Annotated in this window: 19 protein-coding genes; 12 read left to right on the plus strand and 7 right to left on the minus strand. The window is 57.5% G+C overall.

Annotated features, from left to right (window positions below):
• Nucleotides 1–56: 56 nt before the first annotated feature.
• Both ACR0BF_RS06990 and ACR0BF_RS06995 read right to left on the minus strand, forming a co-directional pair.
• A complete protein-coding gene (locus ACR0BF_RS06990; protein ID WP_480475801.1) occupies nt 57–791 on the minus strand; it encodes a glutamine amidotransferase in 735 nt (244 codons plus the stop codon).
• A 16-nt stretch (nt 792–807) separates the two neighbouring features.
• Nucleotides 808–2,580: an SLC13 family permease gene (locus ACR0BF_RS06995; protein WP_480624563.1), complete on the minus strand. Its 1,773-nt coding sequence runs from the start codon at nt 2,578–2,580 to the stop codon at nt 808–810.
• A gap of 110 nt (nt 2,581–2,690) precedes the next feature.
• Between ACR0BF_RS06995 and ACR0BF_RS07000 the strand changes: the two genes are divergently transcribed.
• Both ACR0BF_RS07000 and ACR0BF_RS07005 read left to right on the plus strand, forming a co-directional pair.
• Nucleotides 2,691–3,431, plus strand: coding sequence for a YebC/PmpR family DNA-binding transcriptional regulator (locus ACR0BF_RS07000; RefSeq protein WP_480475805.1), 741 nt, complete (start codon nt 2,691–2,693; stop codon nt 3,429–3,431).
• Nucleotides 3,432–3,576: 145 nt separating this feature from the next.
• Nucleotides 3,577–4,857 carry an MFS transporter gene (locus ACR0BF_RS07005; RefSeq protein ID WP_480624564.1) on the plus strand — a complete coding sequence of 427 codons (1,281 nt, stop codon included), beginning with the start codon at nt 3,577–3,579 and terminating at the stop codon, nt 4,855–4,857.
• Nucleotides 4,858–4,882: 25 nt separating this feature from the next.
• Here the strand turns inward: ACR0BF_RS07005 and ACR0BF_RS07010 are convergent, their stop codons facing one another.
• Nucleotides 4,883–5,572: a nitroreductase family protein gene (locus tag ACR0BF_RS07010; RefSeq protein WP_480624565.1), complete on the minus strand. Its 690-nt coding sequence runs from the start codon at nt 5,570–5,572 to the stop codon at nt 4,883–4,885.
• Between the two features lie 27 nt (nt 5,573–5,599).
• Nucleotides 5,600–6,493, minus strand: coding sequence for a LysR family transcriptional regulator ArgP (locus ACR0BF_RS07015; RefSeq protein WP_480624566.1), 894 nt, complete (start codon nt 6,491–6,493; stop codon nt 5,600–5,602).
• Between the two features lie 87 nt (nt 6,494–6,580).
• Between ACR0BF_RS07015 and ACR0BF_RS07020 the strand changes: the two genes are divergently transcribed.
• The 6 genes from ACR0BF_RS07020 to ACR0BF_RS07045 all read left to right on the plus strand — a co-directional run bounded on the left by ACR0BF_RS07020 (nt 6,581) and on the right by ACR0BF_RS07045 (nt 12,510).
• Nucleotides 6,581–7,180, plus strand: a complete 600-nt coding sequence (locus ACR0BF_RS07020) for a LysE/ArgO family amino acid transporter (protein ID WP_480624567.1) — start codon at nt 6,581–6,583, stop codon at nt 7,178–7,180.
• A gap of 40 nt (nt 7,181–7,220) precedes the next feature.
• Nucleotides 7,221–8,129: a DMT family transporter gene (locus tag ACR0BF_RS07025; protein WP_480516206.1), complete on the plus strand. Its 909-nt coding sequence runs from the start codon at nt 7,221–7,223 to the stop codon at nt 8,127–8,129.
• 83 nt (nt 8,130–8,212) lie between these two features.
• Nucleotides 8,213–8,785 carry a choline-binding transcriptional repressor BetI gene (betI, locus tag ACR0BF_RS07030; RefSeq protein ID WP_480604517.1) on the plus strand — a complete coding sequence of 191 codons (573 nt, stop codon included), beginning with the start codon at nt 8,213–8,215 and terminating at the stop codon, nt 8,783–8,785.
• Nucleotides 8,782–10,290: a choline-sulfatase gene (betC, locus tag ACR0BF_RS07035; protein WP_480516210.1), complete on the plus strand. Its 1,509-nt coding sequence runs from the start codon at nt 8,782–8,784 to the stop codon at nt 10,288–10,290. The genes betI and betC overlap by 4 nt, the downstream gene beginning before the upstream one ends.
• Before the next feature lie 66 nt (nt 10,291–10,356).
• A complete protein-coding gene (gene betA, locus ACR0BF_RS07040) occupies nt 10,357–12,015 on the plus strand; it encodes a choline dehydrogenase (protein ID WP_480554044.1) in 1,659 nt (552 codons plus the stop codon).
• Nucleotides 12,016–12,270: 255 nt separating this feature from the next.
• A complete protein-coding gene (locus tag ACR0BF_RS07045; RefSeq protein WP_480475823.1) occupies nt 12,271–12,510 on the plus strand; it encodes an HP1242/YdcH family protein in 240 nt (79 codons plus the stop codon).
• Nucleotides 12,511–12,583: 73 nt separating this feature from the next.
• Here ACR0BF_RS07045 and ACR0BF_RS07050 read toward each other — a convergent pair whose 3' ends face one another.
• On the minus strand, nt 12,584–13,984 hold the full coding sequence (locus ACR0BF_RS07050; protein WP_480624568.1) for a helix-turn-helix domain-containing protein: 1,401 nt from the start codon (nt 13,982–13,984) through the stop codon (nt 12,584–12,586).
• Between the two features lie 63 nt (nt 13,985–14,047).
• A complete protein-coding gene (locus ACR0BF_RS07055) occupies nt 14,048–15,253 on the minus strand; it encodes a multidrug effflux MFS transporter (RefSeq protein ID WP_480516214.1) in 1,206 nt (401 codons plus the stop codon).
• A 183-nt stretch (nt 15,254–15,436) separates the two neighbouring features.
• Between ACR0BF_RS07055 and ACR0BF_RS07060 the strand changes: the two genes are divergently transcribed.
• The 3 genes from ACR0BF_RS07060 (at nt 15,437) to ACR0BF_RS07070 (ending at nt 18,055) form a co-directional block, all read left to right on the plus strand.
• The gene (locus ACR0BF_RS07060; protein WP_480624569.1) at nt 15,437–16,969 is read left to right on the plus strand and encodes an acyl-CoA carboxylase subunit beta; all 1,533 of its coding nucleotides are present in this window, start codon (nt 15,437–15,439) and stop codon (nt 16,967–16,969) included.
• Nucleotides 16,970–17,082: 113 nt separating this feature from the next.
• Entirely contained in the window at nt 17,083–17,568 is a 486-nt protein-coding gene (locus ACR0BF_RS07065; RefSeq protein ID WP_480554048.1) for a DUF6497 family protein, read from the plus strand.
• 133 nt (nt 17,569–17,701) lie between these two features.
• A complete protein-coding gene (locus ACR0BF_RS07070) occupies nt 17,702–18,055 on the plus strand; it encodes a hypothetical protein (RefSeq protein WP_480475833.1) in 354 nt (117 codons plus the stop codon).
• 86 nt (nt 18,056–18,141) lie between these two features.
• Here the strand turns inward: ACR0BF_RS07070 and ACR0BF_RS07075 are convergent, their stop codons facing one another.
• The gene (locus tag ACR0BF_RS07075) at nt 18,142–19,293 is read right to left on the minus strand and encodes a DcaP family trimeric outer membrane transporter (protein ID WP_480624570.1); all 1,152 of its coding nucleotides are present in this window, start codon (nt 19,291–19,293) and stop codon (nt 18,142–18,144) included.
• A 650-nt stretch (nt 19,294–19,943) separates the two neighbouring features.
• Here ACR0BF_RS07075 and ACR0BF_RS07080 point away from each other — a divergent pair.
• Nucleotides 19,944–20,147, plus strand: coding sequence for a hypothetical protein (locus ACR0BF_RS07080; RefSeq protein ID WP_480475837.1), 204 nt, complete (start codon nt 19,944–19,946; stop codon nt 20,145–20,147).
• Nucleotides 20,148–20,226: the final 79 nt, after the last annotated feature.

Genomic DNA, 20,226 nt, shown 5'->3' on the forward strand with positions numbered 1-20,226 from the left:
GTTGCGTCAGATCAGCCTAAGCGAGGCGGAAAGGCGCAGGCAACCACGCCGTTGGGTCACTCGTATCGCTGGACGAAACGGCGCAGGATTTCGCCGGGCTGCGTGACCTTCGCCGAATGGCAGTGGTCGATCAGTTTCTGCGCGTCTTCGGGCGGGAAATAGCCGTGGTTCCTGTAGATGTTGATACGCTGTTCAAAGTCTTTGGCATCGGCTTCCGGATGGAACTGAGTGGCATAGACGTTCCGGCCCCAGCGGATCATCTGGAACGGGCAGGGGTCGGACGCAACAAGGTGAACGCAGCCCTCGGGCAGGGCTTGAACCGCTTCTTTGTGGCCAACAAACGCATCAAAGGTGGCGTCCAACTCTGCGGTCAACGGGTCTTGTTGTCCTTCGGGGGTCAGGCGGCACCTGGATGGTCCCACAGGCTCGCCATACCGGGCTTTGCTCACGTTGCCATCCAAATGCACGGCCAGAATACCAAGGCCATAGCAACACCCCATGAAGGGATGATCCTGCGCGGTAATCTGCGGCATCAAACCCAGGATCGCTCCTTCGATCCGCGCATCCGTCGCGGATTTGGTCGCGGGGTCATCACTGACGCATCCCGGCCCGCCGCCTACGATAATCCCCGCATAATCGGTGACTTTCAGCCCTTCTGGCAGGTCTTCGCAATCCAGACGGATGCGATGCGTGCGTTCGGGTAACAACCCGCTGCGGTTCAGGATCGAGGCATATTCTGCGTCGGAGGCATCCGTTTCCGGGCGCAATTGCAGGATCAAAAAGCGTTTCATGAAAAGCCTTTACCCGTCACAATGGCCAGAAGACAAGGATGGCGGGGACGGAAACCACGATGATCAGAGCCTCCAGCGGCAGGCCCATGCGCCAGTAATCGCCAAAATGATAGCCGCCGGGGCCCAGAACCAGCGTGTTGTTCTTGTGACCGATAGGCGTCAGGAACGCAGCCGAGGCCGCAACGGCCACGGTCATCAGGAACGGGTCGGGCGACACCCCGAGCGTTTGGGCCATCTGGATGCCCACCGGGGCCGCGACGATGGCGGTGGCGGTGTTGTTCAGAACATCCGACAAGGTCATCGTCACGACCATCAGTACGGTCAGGATCGCCCATGCGGGCAGACCATTGGTCAGCTGAATCAGCGCATTGGCAATCAACTCGGTGCCGCCGGATGTTTCCAAAGCGCTGCCCAGTGGGATCATCGAGCCCAGCAGCACAACCACGGGCCATTCGATATGGTTATAAATTTCTGTGATTGGCATTACCTTGGTCAGCACAAAGGCTATGACGACAAGACCCAATGCGACGGGAAGGTAAATCAACCCAACACTGGCCGCGAAGACGGCAACTGCAAATAGACCGATGGCCAACAAGGCCTTGTCATTTGCCGTCACGTTCAACCCGCGTTCGGCCAAAGGCAGACACCCCAGCCAGTCGGTCACATCGGCGCTGCGATCACGGGGGCAAAGCAGCAGCAAGATATCGCCCGGTTCAACCTCGGTCTTGCGAACCTGTTCGGTGATCTGACGACCCTGACGTGAGATGCCCATCAGGACGGTGCTCTGGCGCCAAGCCAACCCGATACCCTGCGCTGTACGGCCGGCTATGCGCGCACTTTCCGGAACAACCACTTCGATCACTTCCAACCCGTCGCCTTCAGCCGTCAGCAGCTCCTGCCGTCGCGTGTCCGAGAAATCCAGTTTCAGCGCAGAACGGAATTCGTCCAGCGCTTCGGGGCGCGCTTCCAGTACCAGCGCGTCGCCATCGTTCAGTGTGGCATGGGTTGACCGGCCATATCGCCGTTTCCCATCCCGGATCAGGCCGATGATAGCCACGTCGGATTTTTCGGCCGTTTCATAAAGTTCGCTGACCCGTTTGCCGATATGGGCAGAGCCCGGCGGGATCGTCAGTTCGGCAATGTATTCGGCCAGAACCTCGGATGTTTCTTGTTGCACGCCGCGATTGGGTATCAATCGCCATCCGATCAGCGCGACAAACGCCAGACCGGCGATCGCTGCTATTCCACCAACAGGGGCGAAGTCGAACATACGAAACGGCTCGCCCAGCGTTTCCTGCCGGATCGAGGCGATGATGATATTCGGCGGGGTGCCGATCAGGGTGACCATGCCCCCCAGAATGGTGGCAAAGCTTAGCGGCATTAGGGAAAGGCCCGGGGGCCGACTTGCTTTTCGCGCGGTCTGAATATCCACGGGCATCAGCAGGGCAAGCGCCGCGACATTGTTCATGAAGGCCGACAGAATCGCACTGATCCCGCCCATCAGGGCGATATGCGCGCCCAGCCCTCGTGACGCATCAACCAGAGTTCGGGTGATCAGAAATACCGCACCTGACCTGACCAAACCGGCAGAGACTACAAGCACCAGCGCGACGATAATGGTCGCTGGGTGGCCAAAGCCCGCAAAGGCATCATCGACCGGCACAACACCCAGCACGACACCGATCATAAGCGCGGCAAAAGCCACAAGGTCGTATCGAAACCGACCCCAAAGCAGCATTCCGAAGACAGTGATGAAAAGCGCGAAAAGAATGATCTGATCTGTCGTCATGTCATCACCATACAAGGCGGTGAGGTCGTCGCAAGCCGCTCTCTTGATCCTGCCCCCCGCAAACGTCTATATGAGCGCCGAACACGCAAACATGATGACGAGGACGCACTATGGCAGGCCACTCCAAATGGGCCAACATCCAGCACCGCAAGGGGCGTCAGGACGCCGCGCGGTCCAAACTGTTTTCCAAACTGTCGAAAGAGATCACTGTCGCCGCCAAGATGGGCGACCCCGATCCCGACAAGAACCCGCGCCTGCGTCTGGCGGTGAAAGAAGCCAAGTCGAACTCGGTCCCCAAGGACGTGATCGACCGCGCGATCAAGAAATCGCAAGCGGGTGAAGGCGACGATTACGAAGAAATCCGCTACGAGGGCTATGGGCCCAATGGTGTTGCGGTCATTGTCGAAACCATGACCGACAATCGCAACCGGACCGCATCGACCGTGCGTTCGACCTTTTCGAAGAATGGCGGCAACCTGGGCGAGACCGGTTCGGTCGGTTTCATGTTCGAACGCAAAGGCGAGGTTGTTTACCCGGTGACCGCAGGGGATGCAGATTCCATTTTCGAGGCGGCCATCGAAGCGGGCGCGGAAGACGTCGAAAGCTCGGATGACGGTCACATCATCTGGTGCGCCGATACCGATCTGAACGATGTCTCCTCTGCATTGGAAACCGCGCTTGGAGAATCAGAATCCACCAAGCTGGTCTGGAAACCGACCACAACGACGGAACTGGGCCTGGAAGACATGCAAAAGCTGATGAAGCTGGTCGATGCATTGGAAGACGATGACGACGTGCAGCGTGTCACGACTAATTTCGAAGCCACCGACGAGGTCATGGCGCAGCTTTGAGCTGACCCAGTAGTAACTCATTGAAACTCGGTCGCAACGGCCGGGTTTTTGTTTTTTGATGGTATTATTGAATTATTGGCTGAAACATTCGATGCGCTTAGGCTGAAAGTACGGGAAATACAGAAAACACGAAGACACAGTACGAATGACATCCGAAACTTCCGATCAGACCAAGCGCAACGTGCCCGTCCTGGCCGGGCAAAGTATCCTGTCTCAGGTCGCTTGGACGCTCGGCAGCCCGTCGGTTGTTTTGCCGTTTATAGCCGTTTCCTTCGAGTTGCCGATGTTTGTAGCAGGGGCACTGGTGTCGGTGCGGATGGTCGGTTGCTTGATTGCCGACTTCTTTCTGGCGCCACCCGTTGCAGCAAGAAGCCGGAAAAAACATGCAATTGCGTTGACCGAAGCGGTCATTGGCGCCTGTCTGGTTCTGGCAATAGCTGCGGCCGCGACCGGGGCTGTCCCATTGATCGCAGTGGTTTTCCTGTCTGTTTTTCTTGTGATCGGGCTTGTCAGCGAAGTGCAGACCCTGATGCTTACGGATCTGCTAGGGGACCATGTTCAGGCGCGTTCGCGCATGGTCATGCAATATCTACAGCTTGGTGCAGGGGGGCTATGTGCCATTGGCCTTGCGTTGCTGGTGCATCAGATCACCAAGGATAATCCACCCTTTTCGCGCCATTCAGTCATGATCGGCGTTTCTGTTTTGTTCTTCCTGCTGTCGGGTCTGTTCATGCTGGCGATGACAGAAACCGTGCGTGAGGGTGCGCCGACGACACCGCAGAAGTCCGAAAGGGGCATTTCGATTAAGGCGAATATCAAGGGTATTCTGGGTATGTTCGAATACCAGTGGTTCCGGCGCTATATGATCATGCGTCTGCCCTTGGTCGCAGTGTCGCTGTCCGTTCCGTTCTTCGCGCTCATCGCAGCCGAAGCGCATCACAGCTCGACACAGGGATTGACCGCGATGATCGTCTCTTCCGCTTCGGGATATCTTGTATCGGGCCCTCTGTGGCAAATCATCAACATGAAATCCCATCGTGCGGTCATGGTGGTCGGGACATTGATGGTCGCCGCAACAGGCAGTGTTCTTTTGGTGTTCCACTATTTGGGCATCGACCATCAGGTTCACTTGCATGCAATTGCACTGTTCGTTGTCACCGTTGCTGTGACCGGGACCAGCAGTGCGCGCAAGCTCTATTTTCTGGATGTGGCACCCAAAGAGCAGCGGGTGCGAGGATCGGCAGCGGTCAAGGCGTTCGCGCGTTTAACCGCGGTGTTGTTGTCTGCGGGCCTTGCCGCTGTCGCCCATATGCACGAGGTCGCGATGGCCGTCGCTTTCATCGTCGTCGCCAGTCTGGCGTCCTGTGTAAACTGCTACCGCATGATGCAACCGGAACGGAATAAGGCGGAACAACCCACGAATTGAGTTTTTGGCGAGCGTCGCGAAAGCCTCAGAAGAAGGATGAAATCTCTTCCAGGGGTTTCTTGAGTTTTGCCACAGCAGGCACAGTCGCGTCTTCTGACGGATGCCCCACCGCGATGATCATGGTTGGTTTTTCCGACGCAGGCCGGTCCAGCGCGTCGTTCAGAAACCGCATCGGGTTCGGGGTGTGGGTCAGGGTGCTGAGGCCCGCGTGATGCAGCGCGGCAATCAGAAAGCCGGTGGCAATGTTCACACTTTCCGGGACGTAGTAGTTCTTGTACCGCGTTCCATCCTCGAATTGCCCCCAGCGCTGGGCAAAAACCACGATCAGCCAGGGGGCGATTGTCAGATGTTCTTTGACCGCGTTGGTGCCGATGGGCTCCAGTGCCTTGATCCATTCATCCCCGGCGCCACCTGCGTAGAATCGGCGTTCTTCTTCTTCGGCTTCTTCCCGGATGCGGTGTTTCAGGGCAGGGTCCGAGATGGCTGCAAAATGCCAGGGTTGGTGATTGGCGCCTGACGGCGCGGTACCCGCGGTGCTCAGGCTGGTTTCGATTACCTCACGGGCAACGGGGCGGGGGCTGAAATCCCGTACAGTATGACGCTGACGCATCTTTTCGTAAAATGCCTGCGCCTCGCCCAGCATGTCTGTATCGCTGATGTCGTATCGGTCCGGCAGGGGAATGGGGTCATAGCTAAGAGCGTCACGTGAGAACATCGGTTCCTCCGAAAATGTCGTGTTTGTTTAGTCGCTTTGAGGCGGAAGCAAAATCCGTTCTGAAGCTTTTTTGACAGCCTGGGTCAGTGGTTTGAGTGCGGGCGCGAGAACACGCCCAACCTGCCAGCTCAGCGCGACATCCAACGGCGCATCAGGTACGATGGGGCGCAACAGCCCTTGTTTCAAAGCCTCCTGCACCAGAGCCGCAGGGTTCATACCCCACCCAAGCCCGGCAATCGCCGCGTCCACAAATCCTTGTGAAGAAGGCAGGAAATGAGACGGGGGTGACAGACGTTTGCCAGTGTGTTGAACAATCCAGGCCCTTTGCAGCCCGTCCTTTTGGTTGAAAACCAGGCAGGGTGCCTTGCCCAGCTCTGCCTCGGTCACTTCGTCCCGAAACCAGGTGTTAATGAAATCCGGGCTGGCTGTTGGCAGATACTGCAACACGCCCAATGGGATCGCGTCGCACCCGGTCACTGTCTGACCACCAACGGTGACGGCGGCGCTCACCTCGCCCCGCCGCAGCCAGTCTGCGGAATGATCCTGATCGTCGATCACCAGATCGAAAAGCATGTCAGGCACCTGCGCCATCGCATCAACAAACCAGGTGGCCAGACTGTCTGCCGGTACGGCAATGCGGACGTGGGCGGACCTTGGTTCCTGCTCCAGCGTCAGTTCTCGAACCAGCTGTGCCTCAAGCAGTCCGACATCTTCCGCGTAACGGGCAATGCGCAGCCCGGCGGGCGTTCCGGTGCAAGGAGTGCCCCGATGTATCAGGGTGGCTCCAATCCGATCCTCAAGCGCCCTGATCCGCTGGGATATCGCCGAGGGTGTCACCGCCAGCTCTGCCGCAGCCGCATCAAAGCTGCCATGGCGCAGAATGGCAGACAAAGCGGACAGGTGAAGAGGATCAAGCAGCATTAGCCAGGCTTAACTTGGGATAACATCTTTAATTTGATAGATCGCACCGACGGCCTTAGTCAACGTCTTGCAGTAGTAGGAGATCCCATGCCCACGTCCATAATCGCCGGTTTCGCGCTGGGTTTCAGTCTGATTCTCGCCATCGGGGCACAGAACGCCTTTATTCTGCGACAGGGGCTGCGGCGTGAACATGTGTTCCTTCTGTGCCTGACCTGCTCAATGTCCGACGCGGTTTTGATCGTTGCAGGTGTCACGGGGTTAGGGACCCTGACCCATTCAGCTCCCTGGTTAGAACTTGTAATGCGATATGGCGGGGCCGCTTTTCTGACGTGGTATGGGCTGCGCAGCTTCGGGTCTGCCCTGCGGGGTGGCGCGGTGATGGAAGCGGGCAACGGTCCGCGAACCAGCCTCAAAACCGCGATGCTTACCGCTCTCGCCTTCACCTGGCTGAACCCGCATGTCTATCTGGACACAGTGGTTCTGATCGGCTCTATCTCGGCACAGTATGATAACCGGGTCGGATTTGCCATTGGGGCAGTCACTTCCAGCTTTGTCTTCTTCTTTTCACTTGGATACGGCGCTGGTGTTTTGTCTCCGGTGTTTGCGCGCCAGCGCGCCTGGCAGGTGCTGGACGCAGTGATCGGGGTCGTAATGCTGGGTATCGCACTGAAACTTGTTGTCATGTGAAGGGTTGTTCCCGACAGGGTTTCGGTGTTCAACCTAAGCCATGACATCGTTAGCCGTTTCGTCGCGCCCGCTTGCCGGTATGTTCTGGATGTTTACCGCCGGGCTGTCCTTTGTTGTGATGACCGCTTTGGTCAAATCTCTGGGCACGACGATGAACCCGATCCAGGCCGCATTTCTGCGTTATGCGCTGGGATTGGTGTTTCTGTTACCGGCCTTGCGGTCGATCATGGCGACCCGGCTGACACCCCGCCTGCTGACATTGTTCGGTTTACGCGGTGTCGTACACGCGATTGCTGTCATGCTCTGGTTCTTCGCTATGACACAAATTCCCTTGGCCGAAGTCACTGCCATGAACTACATGACGCCGGTTTATGTCACCTTGGGCGCAGCCCTGTTTCTGGGCGAGAAGCTGGCTTTTCGCAGGGTCGCCGCCATTCTGGTCGCCTTGGTGGGCGTGCTGGTCATCCTGCGCCCCGGGTTTCGCGAGGTCTCACAAGGTCACCTTGCCATGCTCGGAACGGCCCTGATGCTAAGCGGGTCCTATTTACTGGCCAAGCTTCTTGTCCGCGACGTGCCGCCTTCGGTTGTCGTGGCGCACCTGTCCATCTGGGTAACCATCGCCTTGATCCCCTTTGCGGTTGCCGTCTGGACCCGGCCCAGTATGCAAGAACTCGGGGTTCTGTTTCTGGTGGCCAGCTTTGCGACCGCAGGGCATTATTTCATGACATTGGCGTTGCAGGCCGCGCCTGTGGCCGTCACACAACCCGTCACATTCCTGCAGTTGATCTGGGCCACGCTTGTGGGTGCTGCGATCTTCCACGAAAGCGTTGACCTTTGGGTTGTGGCTGGCGGAACCCTGATACTGGGCGCTGTAAGCTTCATCTCATGGCGCGAGTTCATGTTGAACCGTCGGGACTTGACGCCTCCAAGTATTGCGCCGAAGCTGTGAAGTGACATCTCTGCACTTACATTGATTGACGAGTCAATAAAAACATCCTAGCTTGGTCGCATGACACCTGTATGGGGAAAGCGATGCCAAAAGTTGGAATGGAGCCGATCCGCAAGGACGCGATTGTTCGAGCGACGATTGCTGAACTGGGTGTCAAGAAATCCCTGGATGTAACCGTCAGCCAGATTGCCAAACGCGCGGGCATGTCCAGCGCATTGGCCCACCATTATTTTGGCGGAAAGGATCAGATATTTCTGGCCGCAATGCGTCAGATCCTCGCCGATTTCAGCGACGAAGCCAGGGCCCAGTTGAAAGCGGCCAAACCGGGCAACCGGGCAGAGGCGATTATCCACGCCTGTTTTGCCCCTTCGTGTTTCACACCTGACGTGACTGCCGCCTGGATGACCTTTTATGTGTTGGCACAGACAAACAGTGATGCGCTGCGTTTGTGGCAGATCTATCAGGCGCGCATCAGGTCGAATCTGATCCATGCCCTGCGCCCCAGGATGCAGGATCCGGTCGAAGCTGCTGAAAACATGATTGCTTTGATTGATGGGCTCTATATTCGCGCAGCGCTCAGCGCCCCGGAAGAACCGCAACTGGCCGTGAACCACGCAATGCGCGTGCTCGATACTCTGCTCGAGGCTGAAAAATGACAAAACCAAACATTCTGATCCTGATGGTGGATCAGCTGAACGGAACCCTCTTTCCCGACGGTCCCGCTGACTGGCTTCACGCCCCGAACCTGAAGAAACTGGCGGAACGGTCGACCCGTTTTGCCAACGCTTATACTGCGTCGCCGCTTTGTGCGCCGGGGCGGGCCAGCTTCATGTCCGGTCAATTGCCCTCACGCACCGGCGTCTACGACAACGCGGCTGAGTTCCGCAGCGATATCCCAACTTACGCACACCATTTGCGCAGGGCCGGGTATTACACCTGTCTGTCAGGCAAAATGCACTTTGTCGGCCCGGACCAGATGCACGGGTTTGAGGATCGCCTGACAACTGATATCTACCCGGCCGATTTTGGCTGGACACCGGATTACCGCAAACCGGGCGAGCGGATCGACTGGTGGTATCACAACATGGGATCGGTGACCGGCGCGGGTGTTGCCGAGATTTCCAACCAGATGGAGTATGATGACGAGGTCGCCTATAACGCAAAGGCCAAACTCTATGACCTTGCGCGCGGCAAGGATGACCGCCCATGGTGCGTGACGGTCAGCTTCACCCATCCGCATGATCCCTATGTCGCCCGTCGCAAATACTGGGACCTCTATGAAGATTGCGCGCACCTGCTGCCCGAAATCGCTGATATCGGCTATGAAAACCAGGATTCTCATGCCAAGCGGATCTTCGATGCCAATGACTGGCGCAGCTTCGACATCACCGAGGAAGACATTCGCAAGTCCCGCCGTGCCTATTTCGCCAACATCACATATCTCGATGACAAGATCGGTGAAATCCTCGAAGTGCTGGAAACGACACGGCAAGAGGCGATCATCCTGTTCGTCTCGGATCACGGTGACATGCTGGGTGAACGTGGCCTCTGGTTCAAAATGAACTTCTACGAAGGCTCGGCGCGCGTACCTTTGATGATATCGTCCCCGGATTTGCCTGCGGGGCGGATCGATACGCCGGTTTCCACCATCGACGTGACACCCACGCTCGGGGCTCTGGCAGGCGTTGACATGGACGAAATCGCACCATGGACGGACGGCGAAAACCTGGTGCCATTGGCGCAAGGTGGCACGCGAACCGCGCCTGTGGCTATGGAATACGCGGCCGAGGCATCTTACGCGCCGCTGGTGTCGCTGCGCTATGGCAAGTGGAAATACAATCGATGCGCGCTGGACCCGGATCAACTGTTTGATCTTGAGGCAGACCCGCATGAGCTGACCAATCTGGCAGACAGTCCCGAACATGCGGGCACGCTGCAAACCCTGCGGGCAAAGTCCGAGGCCCGCTGGGATTTGGAGCGCTTCGACGCGGATGTCCGCGCCAGTCAGGCGCGACGCTGGGTCGTGTACGAGGCACTGCGGCAGGGCGGATATTACCCATGGGATTATCAGCCGCTGCAAAAAGCGTCCGAACGCTACATGCGCAATCATATGGATCTGAACATCGTCGAGGAAAACGCCCGGTTCCCACGCGGCGAGTAATCTCTTCGTCTTTTTGAAAATACTCCCGCCGGAGGCGTTTTTCCCGGCGGGCGGGGAGTTGTGAATATGGAAGCAGATTTTGTCATCGTTGGCGCAGGGTCCGCAGGCTGTGCAATGGCATATCGTCTGAGCGAAGGTGGGGCCTCGGTTCTGGTGATCGAGCACGGTGGTACCGACTTGGGGCCGTTTATCCAGATGCCCGCCGCGCTCAGCTATCCGATGAACATGTCGCGCTATGACTGGGGATATCAGTCCGAGCCCGAACCGCATCTGAACAACCGCCGTCTGGCCTGCCCGCGCGGCAAGGTGATCGGCGGGTCATCGTCGATCAACGGCATGGTTTATGTACGCGGTCACGCACGCGATTTCGACACTTGGGCCGAGATGGGGGCCGACGGCTGGTCCTATGCGGATGTGCTGCCCTATTACAAACGCATGGAGACATGGCATGACGGTGGTCATGGCGGCGATCCGGCCTGGCGCGGAACCAACGGCCCGTTGCACGTATCGCGCGGCCCACGTGCGAACCCACTGTTTCAGGCCTTTGTCGATGCGGGTCAGCAGGCGGGATACGAGGTCACCGGCGACTATAACGGCGAAAAGCAGGAAGGCTTTGGCCCGATGGAACAGACCGTCTGGAAAGGGCGGCGCTGGTCAGCGGCGAATGCATATCTGAAGCCCGCGCTCAAGCGTGACAATTGCGATATCGTGCGGGGCCTTGCGTCTCGGGTTGTTATGGAAAACGGTCGCGCCACTGGCGTGGAATTGATCCGTGGCGGCAAGAAAGAGATCATCAAGGCCCGGCGCGAGGTCATTCTGGCTGCGTCCTCGATCAACTCGCCCAAGCTGCTGATGCTGTCCGGTATCGGCCCGGGCGCGCATCTGGCGGAACATGGGATCGACGTTGTAGCAGATCGTCCGGGGGTGGGTGCGAACCTTCAGGACCATCTAGAGCTGTATATTCAGCAGGCCTCGCTGCAACCCATTACGCTTTACAAACACTGGAACCTGTTCAGCAAGGGCCTGATCGGGGCGCAGTGGCTGTTTACAAAAAAGGGGCTGGGGGCGTCGAACCAATTCGAGAGCGCAGCCTTTATCCGGTCGAAACCGGGGGTGGAATACCCTGACATCCAGTATCACTTCCTGCCAATTGCGGTCCGCTATGATGGGCAGGCTGCGGCTGAAGGGCACGGATTCCAGGCGCATGTCGGCCCGATGCGCTCGCCCTCGCGGGGTGCAGTCACGCTGCGGTCGGACAGGGCTGAAGACGCACCGGTGATAAAGTTCAACTACATGAGCCACGAAGAGGATTGGGAGGATTTCCGCACCTGTATCCGACTGACCCGTGAAATCTTTGGGCAGGATGCGTTCAAACCTTACGCCGGTAAGGAAATTCAACCAGGTGCCTCTGTGCAAACGGATGAAGAGCTGAACGCCTTTATCGCGGAACATGCCGAAAGCGCCTATCACCCCTGCGGCACCTGCCGGATGGGGCGTGCGGATGACAAAGGTGCGGTGGTCGATCCCGAGGGTCGCGTCATCGGTGTGGACGGGCTGCGCGTCGCGGACAGTTCGATTTTCCCGCAGATCACCAACGGCAATCTCAACGCGCCCTCGATCATGGTGGGCGAGAAAGTATCGGATTCCCTGCTGGGCAAAGACCCGTTGCCCAAGGCCAATGACCGCCCGTGGATTCACCCGGGCTGGGCAACCGCGCAGCGTTAATCCTTCTGAACTGCCCCCGGTTGAATGCGTAAATTTTCGGCGCTTGCCGGGGGTATATTAGCAAAAAGTTCAGTGTTCTTGTCCAGATAAGCCTGAGCCACGTTTCAGAACAACTTGCCCTCTGCACGGCAGGATGGCGCGTGGTGTTGTATTGAAACTCGCGGGATTATTGCGGGTAGTTGATCCCGGTCAAAGCGAAAGCCCGGTCACGCTTCTATCACTGATTTGCAACGACATATGAAGGAGCGAACAGAGATGTCTCACACCCCGCATGAACTGGCCGAAGAGTTTCCGGACAAAGTTGAACTGATGAGCCAGCTCAAGCAAACGGATGCGCATTTTGCGCGGCTGGCCGATGAATATCATGAGGTCAACCGCGAAGTTCACCGCGCCGAAACCAATGTCGAGCCCATGGAAGAACTGGCAGAGGTTGACCTGCGCAAAAAGCGCGCGGCGCTGAAGGATGAGATTTGGGCGATCCTGTCCAAGGCTTAAACATAGTGACGGGGGCTCTGCCCCCGTCGTGACCAGAGACGCTACACCGGTGGGATAATAAATCAGACTAAGATCAAGTCACTTCATAGGGCAGGGTGCCGCGAATATGGGTGTCGATGCTCAGACGGCGTTCCAGCGGCGGGACCGAACGCTGGTGGCAGGTTTGCCGCTCGCAGATGCGGCAGGAAATACCGATAGGCTCGTAGGCGCTGGCATTGTTGATGTCGAGGTTATCAGCATAAACAAGAGCCGGGGCATGACGGACCTCGCATCCCAGCGCTATGGCGTATCGTCTGACCGGAGCGCCAAACGAGCCCCCAGATTTTGAGACATCCCGCGCCAGCGAAATATAGCGAACACCATCAGGCGTTTCCGCCAGTTGCCGCAGGAAATGCCCGGGCGTTTCAAAGGCCCGATGCACGTTCCAAAGCGGGCAGGCCCCACCAAAGCGCGCAAATTGCAGGCGTGTGGCCGAGTGCCGCTTGGTGATCGTACCGGCCTGATCAACCCGGACGAAGAAGAACGGGATACCCTTGGCGCCGGGACGCTGTAGTGTCGACAGCCGATGTGCAACCTGCTCGACCGACGCCCCGAAACGGTTGCTGAGCAGCTCCAGATCGTGACGCTCTTCCTGAGCGGCGGTCAAAAACGCGGTATAAGGCATCAGAGAGGCACCAGCGAAATAGTTAGCAAGTCCGATCTTGGCGATGGAGCGAGCCTCGTCGCTTTGGAATTTGGCGAAATCCAGCGTCGCCTCCAGCAACTGGTCCTGACTGATCAGCGCAACCTGCAACAGAAGTTGGAACACTTGCGTCTGCGGCGCAGCACGGGAGGACAGGCGCAAAATTTTGCTGTCGACATCATAAGCGCGCAAGGGGCCCGTATCTGAAAAAACCACCTGAATTCCACGCTCTGAAAGGCTGCTCAGGGCGGCTTGCCGGATACCGCCGGGGCCGTCGGCGCGGTTGGCAAACAGTTCCGCAGCCCTGTCCACGGCGTCGATGTAGTTGTCGCAGTAGTGGAAGAAATCGCGCACTTCTTCCCACGGGCTGGCCTGAATGCGCGCATCTTCGCGTCCCAAAGCCTCGTCCAGCGAGGCAAGGCGTTCATGTGTCTGCCGATAGGTTTTATGCAATTCGATAAACGCCCGCGCCAGAGCCGGGGCGTTGGAAGCTGTCAGGCGCAGATCTGCCAGTGGGGGCTGAATGTCCGAAAAAACAGGATCGGCCAGCGCCTCGCGCATGTCTGAAACAAGACGTTCGCTGTCGCCGGTGCTGAGTTCGGTAACATCCATTCCGAATTCCTGCGCCAGAGCCAGCACAACCGTGGTCGAGATCGGCCGGTTGTTGTTCTCCATCTGGTTCAGGTAGGGCAGTGAAACTCCCAGTTTGGCGGCAAATTCGCGCTGCGTCAGAGTCAGGCGCGTACGCATTTCGCGCAGTTTCGCGCCCGCATAGAGCTTTTGAGTGGCCATAGGGTGCCTTTGCAAGTTTTCCAATTGCCGAGGATAACTTTGCAAAGTCATTGGGGCAAGCGGTTACAGCCCTAATTGCCGTTCTCTTCGTACGACAGTTGAAATTGCGACGATCGCCAGAACGGCTGTTGCCAGCATCAGCCAAAGCAGCGGCATCGCGCCGGTTTCACGCGTCAGCAAGGCACCTGCCAGCGCGCTCAGCCCGGCGCCGCCGCCCAACATGATGGCGCCACTCAGGCCCGAGGCGGTTGCAGCCAGGTGAGGGCGCACTGATAGCGCGCCCGAGGTTGCGTTGGGGATGACCATGCCATTGCCGACGCCCACAAATGTCATGAACCCAAAGAAACTAAGTGCGGTTCCGCGGTCCGCTAAAAACAGCAATGCCGATACAGCGACGCCAAACGCATTGAACAGGCTTCCCCACAGCACCATGCGGTTCACGCCGAACCGTACTGAAAACCGCCCACTCATAAAGTTACCTACAAAATACCCAACCGCAGGTGCGCCAAAATAAATGCCAACCTGTGCCGCGCTCAAGCCGAACAGTTCTGTGCCAATGAACGGTGCGCCGCCGAGGTAGGCGAAAAACGAACCCGAAGAGAAGGCGCAAGCCAGTGAGTACCCCCAGAACCGTGGCGAGGTTAGAAGTTCGGGGTATTCCTTGAATTGCTGGACAAGCGTTTTACCGCTTTTTGCTGATGTTTCCCCAAAGTCCGAATAGGTCAGTGCCAAAGTCAGCAGACCTACGGCAAAGGGCAGCCAGAAATTCGCTTTCCAACCAAAACTCACTTCCAGCAAGCCGCCGATGGCAGGGCCAATCATTGGAACCACGGCCATGCCCATCGTCACATAACCGATCATCGAAGCAGCTTGATCCTGATCGTACATATCCCGCACCGCAGCGCGGCTGAGAACCATACCGACGACCACAACCGCCTGACACATCCTGAACGCCAGAAAAACCGTAGCATTGGGGGCAAAGATGCATCCCAGGGTTGCCATCAGGAACAGGCCTAGGCCCCAAAGCAAAACCGGTCGTCTACCTGCCTGATCCGCTATTGGACCTATGAGAATTTGCAGAATGGCATTGATCAGCAGATAAAGCGCAATCGACAGCTGCATGACCTTGTAATCGGTTTCGAAATACTCGGCCATGTTTGGCAGGCTGGGCAGAAACAGGTTCATGCTCAGGGCGGACAGGCCCGAGAGTAAAACAAGCGTCGCCAATGTGGGTGGTGTCCGGTGGACCGCGTCAGAGCTGAACTGCATGGTTCACATGTATAGCCGTGGATTTTCGGATTGCCAGTCATTCGCAGAATTACTCGTGAAAATTCGCAGTTTTGCAGTTATCCAAATTACTGTTGCTGAAATTTTGCAAATTTGCCGAAAATAGCTTTGGATGAGCGGCCCAAGCAGGTAGGGTCCCGGCAAATTAATAAGGGGATAGTCGTCATGAAAGACATTCTTTCCGAATTGGAAGCCCGTCGTGATAACGCACGTCTGGGGGGTGGGCAGAAACGGATCGATGCCCAGCACGCACGCGGCAAGCTGACCGCGCGTGAACGGATCGAACTGCTGCTGGACGAGGGCAGCTTTGAAGAGTTTGACATGTTCGTCAGCCACCGCTGCACCGATTTCGGGATGGAAAAACAAAAGCCTGCGGGTGACGGTGTCGTCACCGGCTGGGGCACGATCAACGGGCGCATGGTTTATGTATTCAGCCAGGATTTTACCGTCTTTGGCGGATCGCTGTCAGAAACCCATGCTCAGAAGATCTGCAAGATTATGGACATGGCGGTGCAGAACGGTGCGCCAGTGATTGGTATCAACGATTCGGGCGGCGCGCGCATTCAGGAAGGTGTGGCTTCGCTGGCAGGTTATGCCGAAGTGTTCCAGCGCAACATTATGGCTTCGGGCGTGGTGCCGCAGATCAGTGTAATCATGGGCCCCTGTGCCGGTGGTGCAGTGTATAGCCCGGCGATGACCGACTTTATCTTCATGGTCAAAGACACCTCTTACATGTTCGTGACTGGCCCGGATGTGGTGAAGACCGTAACTAACGAAGTGGTGACTGCCGAGGAACTGGGCGGGGCTTCGACCCATACCAAGAAATCCTCGGTCGCTGATGGCGCGTTCGAAAACGACGTCGAAGCTTTGGCCGAGGTGCGGCGCCTGGTGGACTTCCTGCCCCTCAACAACCGCGAAAAGCCGCCCGTGCGCCCGTTCTTTGACGAACCCGGCCGGATCGAGGCTTCGCTGGACACTCTTATCCCAGAGAATCCGAACACCCCCTACGACATGAAGGAACTCATCGCCAAAGTAGCGGATGAAGGCGATTTCTATGAAATTCAGGAAGATTTTGCCAAGAACATCATTACCGGGTTCATCCGGTTGGAAGGTCAGACCGTTGGCGTCGTCGCAAATCAGCCGATGGTGCTGGCCGGGTGTCTGGATATCGACTCGTCACGTAAGGCTGCGCGCTTTGTACGCTTCTGTGACTGTTTCGAAATCCCGATCCTGACACTGGTCGACGTTCCTGGCTTCCTTCCGGGAACAAGCCAGGAATATGGCGGTGTCATTAAGCATGGGGCCAAGTTGCTCTTTGCTTATGGTGAGGCGACCGTTCCGAAGGTTACGGTGATTACCCGAAAGGCTTATGGCGGTGCTTATGACGTTATGGCCTCCAAGCATTTGCGCGGTGATTTCAACTATGCCTGGCCCACCGCCGAAATCGCGGTCATGGGGGCCAAAGGGGCGACCGAGATCATTCATCGCGCCGATCTGGACAATGCGGACAAGATTGCGTCTCACACCAAGGATTACGAAGACCGATTTGCAAATCCCTTCGTGGCAGCCGAGCGCGGCTTCATTGATGAGGTGATCATGCCGCATTCGACCCGCCGACGTGTGTCCCGGGCATTTGCCAGCTTGCGCGGCAAGCAGCTGAAGAACCCGTGGAAAAAGCACGACAATATCCCGCTGTGATCCTTCTGGGGGCGGGGTGATCCGCCCCGCTCAATCTTTGACCCTCACAGCGGTTCCGAGGCTGAAACCCCCTCAAATTGAGGCGGAATTGACAAAAACCGGCAAATAGTAGAATGATCCGACCCGTCAGACATAGAACCGCGCAGACCAATCGTACTGCGCGCGCGACCCCGGAAGGAGGAGCTCGCCGCTGGTGGGTCCGGGGCCGCGCCATTTGTCTGATTGCTCTCACCTTCAGCCATCCAGCTTTTGCGGACACCGATACGTTGCTGCCGGTGCCGTCGGGCCAGCCAGTGCAACTGAGCGATGTCCTGCTGGACAACAATCCTGGCGAGCTTTGGCTGCGCTTTCGCTTCATCGCGCCCAGAATAGGCGCGTCAGTGGGGCGGATCGGGTATGATGTGGCGTCGAAGGATATGGAGCACCTGTGCCAGATTCTGGCCGTTCCATATGTCGCGCAGCATGAATTGCAGCCGGCGCGGGTCGTGATCTCTTTGTCCGATCGCCCGGTTGAGTTTGGTGATGCCGCCCCTGATGCGACCCAGTTTTTTGAGGCCTACCGGCTGGAGCAGTCCCAGTGTATCTGGGAGGGGCTTTGACCATGAACGCAGGAATCCATGAGTACAAAGCATCTCAGACCAACTGTGCGGCTTTGGAGGTGCGCATCATGACCCCATCCCTTTTCGGGCTCGAATTGCTTTTGTCTGCAAGTATGACACAAGGGGGCCTTTCATGCTGAAGCATCGTGGTTTTCCCGGTCGCCTTTCAGGCACAGACTTTCAGTTCACCATTCGTCGCGCCAACCCAAAGGGCGTTACACCGTTAACGCGGCGGGAGCGGTTTCGGGATCGTAAACCTGCGGACAAGCGCGCTGATATTGCGTTCATGGAAGCCCTTTGGACCCATTTCGGTGACCAGCCGTTCGAACGGGGCAATCTGGATGCCGGGCGTTTGAGCTGGCTGTTCGGGCGCGAAGTCATTCCGGCAGAAGACCCCTTTGATCCGGCCAGCTATGATGCCTTGCTTGTCATCGACGTAGACGCTGCGCGCGCATCCTTCCCGGACATCATCGACGGGATGGACTGATTGTGACATTCGCAGCCGTACATAAGCCAATCACTGCCGGTTTCGGGAAGATCCTGCCCGAAACCGGGCAGGATTTGTGTGTGGTCTCAGAAGTTCAACTGCGCCGCAAGCTGAACACGGCTGCCATCAAAGGTTCTGCCGGTGGGCGCGTCGTTCCGCTCGCCATAGATATACTCGGCGCTGAGCGTCAGACTGTCTGTCGCCTTGTAGAACGCGTTGACATGGATCGTTTCCAGCTCGGTGAAGGACAGGGTGCCGGTCGAGGTCGGCAGATCATAACTCTCGCGACCATAGGAAATGCCAACGTTCAACTTCGGGCTGAGGTCCTGCCTGAATTCCACGGTATAGCCATCCACATCGTTGGCCTGTCCTCCGACAATGGCATCGCCGAGACCGATCAGGTATGGCCCAAGCGCCTCACCAGTGACGTAGTTGACCTGGAACAATCCACCTTGCCAGGGGCGAATGCCGCCCGACAACGTAAAGCCCGTCTGATCCACTTCGACATTGCCGGAATTGGCTTTGCCGTACAAAACGGCTCCACGGGCAATATATGTGCCGTCGTTATACTCCGCCGAGGCCGTCAGGACGGGATCATCGGAATTCGACCCGCTCACGTTCTCTTCGATCGAGACCGCAAACTGTGCATTGCTGCCAAGCTGCCCAGTGTATCTCAACTGCGGGACACGGGCGAATGCGATACCCACCGGGCCGTTGAATTCGACGGTGGTCGGGTAGGTGTCCAATGGTTGGAAGTTTGTCCAATACTGACCGATCAGGAACTGGTCGCCAATGGTGATGTTGGCATGGCGTATGCGCAATTCAGCCGTGCCACCGGAACCGAACAGGTCAAGCTCAAGCTGTCCGCCAATGTCACCGATCCCGCTCGGGGTGGTGGTACGCAGTCCGATCCGAGATTGGCGAACGGTTGCCCCGAAGGTGCCGTCGGTCGCGGCCGAGGGTTCGCCGATAACATTCACGAACGCTGTATCCCCCTGATCGTAGTCGAAGTCATAAAAGAAATCGGCCTTCACGTATCCGTAAATGTCCAGAACGGTGTTGCCGATGCGGAAATCTCCGTTGGCGGGGCTGCTTTTGCCGGCTTCCAGCGCCTCGACCCGTGCGCGCAAAGCGTCGAGTTCAGCCTGGGTCCGGGCGTCCTGAGCGAAAGCAAACGTGCCAGTCACACTGAGCGCAGAGGCAGCGAGCAGGAGTGCCTTTTTTCTAGTCATAGTCATGTGGGTGTTCCTTTGAGTGCGAGTGTGCCCAAGGACCGTTTCACGCAGCAGAAATCTTTGGAAATCACGAGAAAGAGAATAGAACCGTCTGATTTCTCAAGAAAATGTGCCTTTTTCGGCTTCTTGAATCACGGCGTCTTGAACCTGTCATCTAACGCACTGCTGCGAGGGAATTCCTTCGCCTGTGCAGTAGCGGCGATTCGTGATGTTGCAGTCGCAGAAAACATCGGAAGCGGCCCCTTTCGTCACGAAACTGTGACGGTGAACGGGTCTATCGCGCTGGTAATTCCCATGAATGCTGTCGGCACGAAGTTGCGCGCCATGTTGCGGCTTGGGCAGAAACCAGCCGAGTTGCCCTTGGGAAACAATACTGTGTTTGCCCAACGGATTGTGCCGTGCAATCTGAATGGGCCGTGCGGCTCTACTTTGCCTGCGCCGCACATGCACCTACTATTCCGTACCCCTTCCTTGCGCGGGCAGGCTTGTGTTCCCCACATAGACCTGTCCGCGTTTTTCTTTGTGGGCCGCGCAGCCAAAAAGTGGCGAAATCCCGCACAAAACCTGCCTGCAACCCCATTGATATTGAATAACAAGCCGCATTTCGCGCATCTGGCCCTAAACGAACCAAGAAACCTAAAAGGGCAGACACAATGCGATTCTCGAAACTCATCCTTGTTGCGGCGACCTGTGCTGGTCTGGCCGCGTGCGGTGACACCACGGGCGAACAGGCAATCCTCGGCGGCGGTGCCGGGGCTGTGGGGGCCGCGGTCCTCAATGCCGACCCGCTGTTTGGCGCGGCCGTCGGCGCAGCGGGCAACGTGCTGTACTGCAAGACGCAGAACACCTGTAACTAACGCAAATCTTTCGGGGCGCCTGGCGCCTCAGCCATCATCGCGCATCACGCCGTCGTGGGGATCGTTCCCTGCGGCGGCG

It is taken from the genome of Ruegeria sp. AG7, assembly GCF_056541545.1.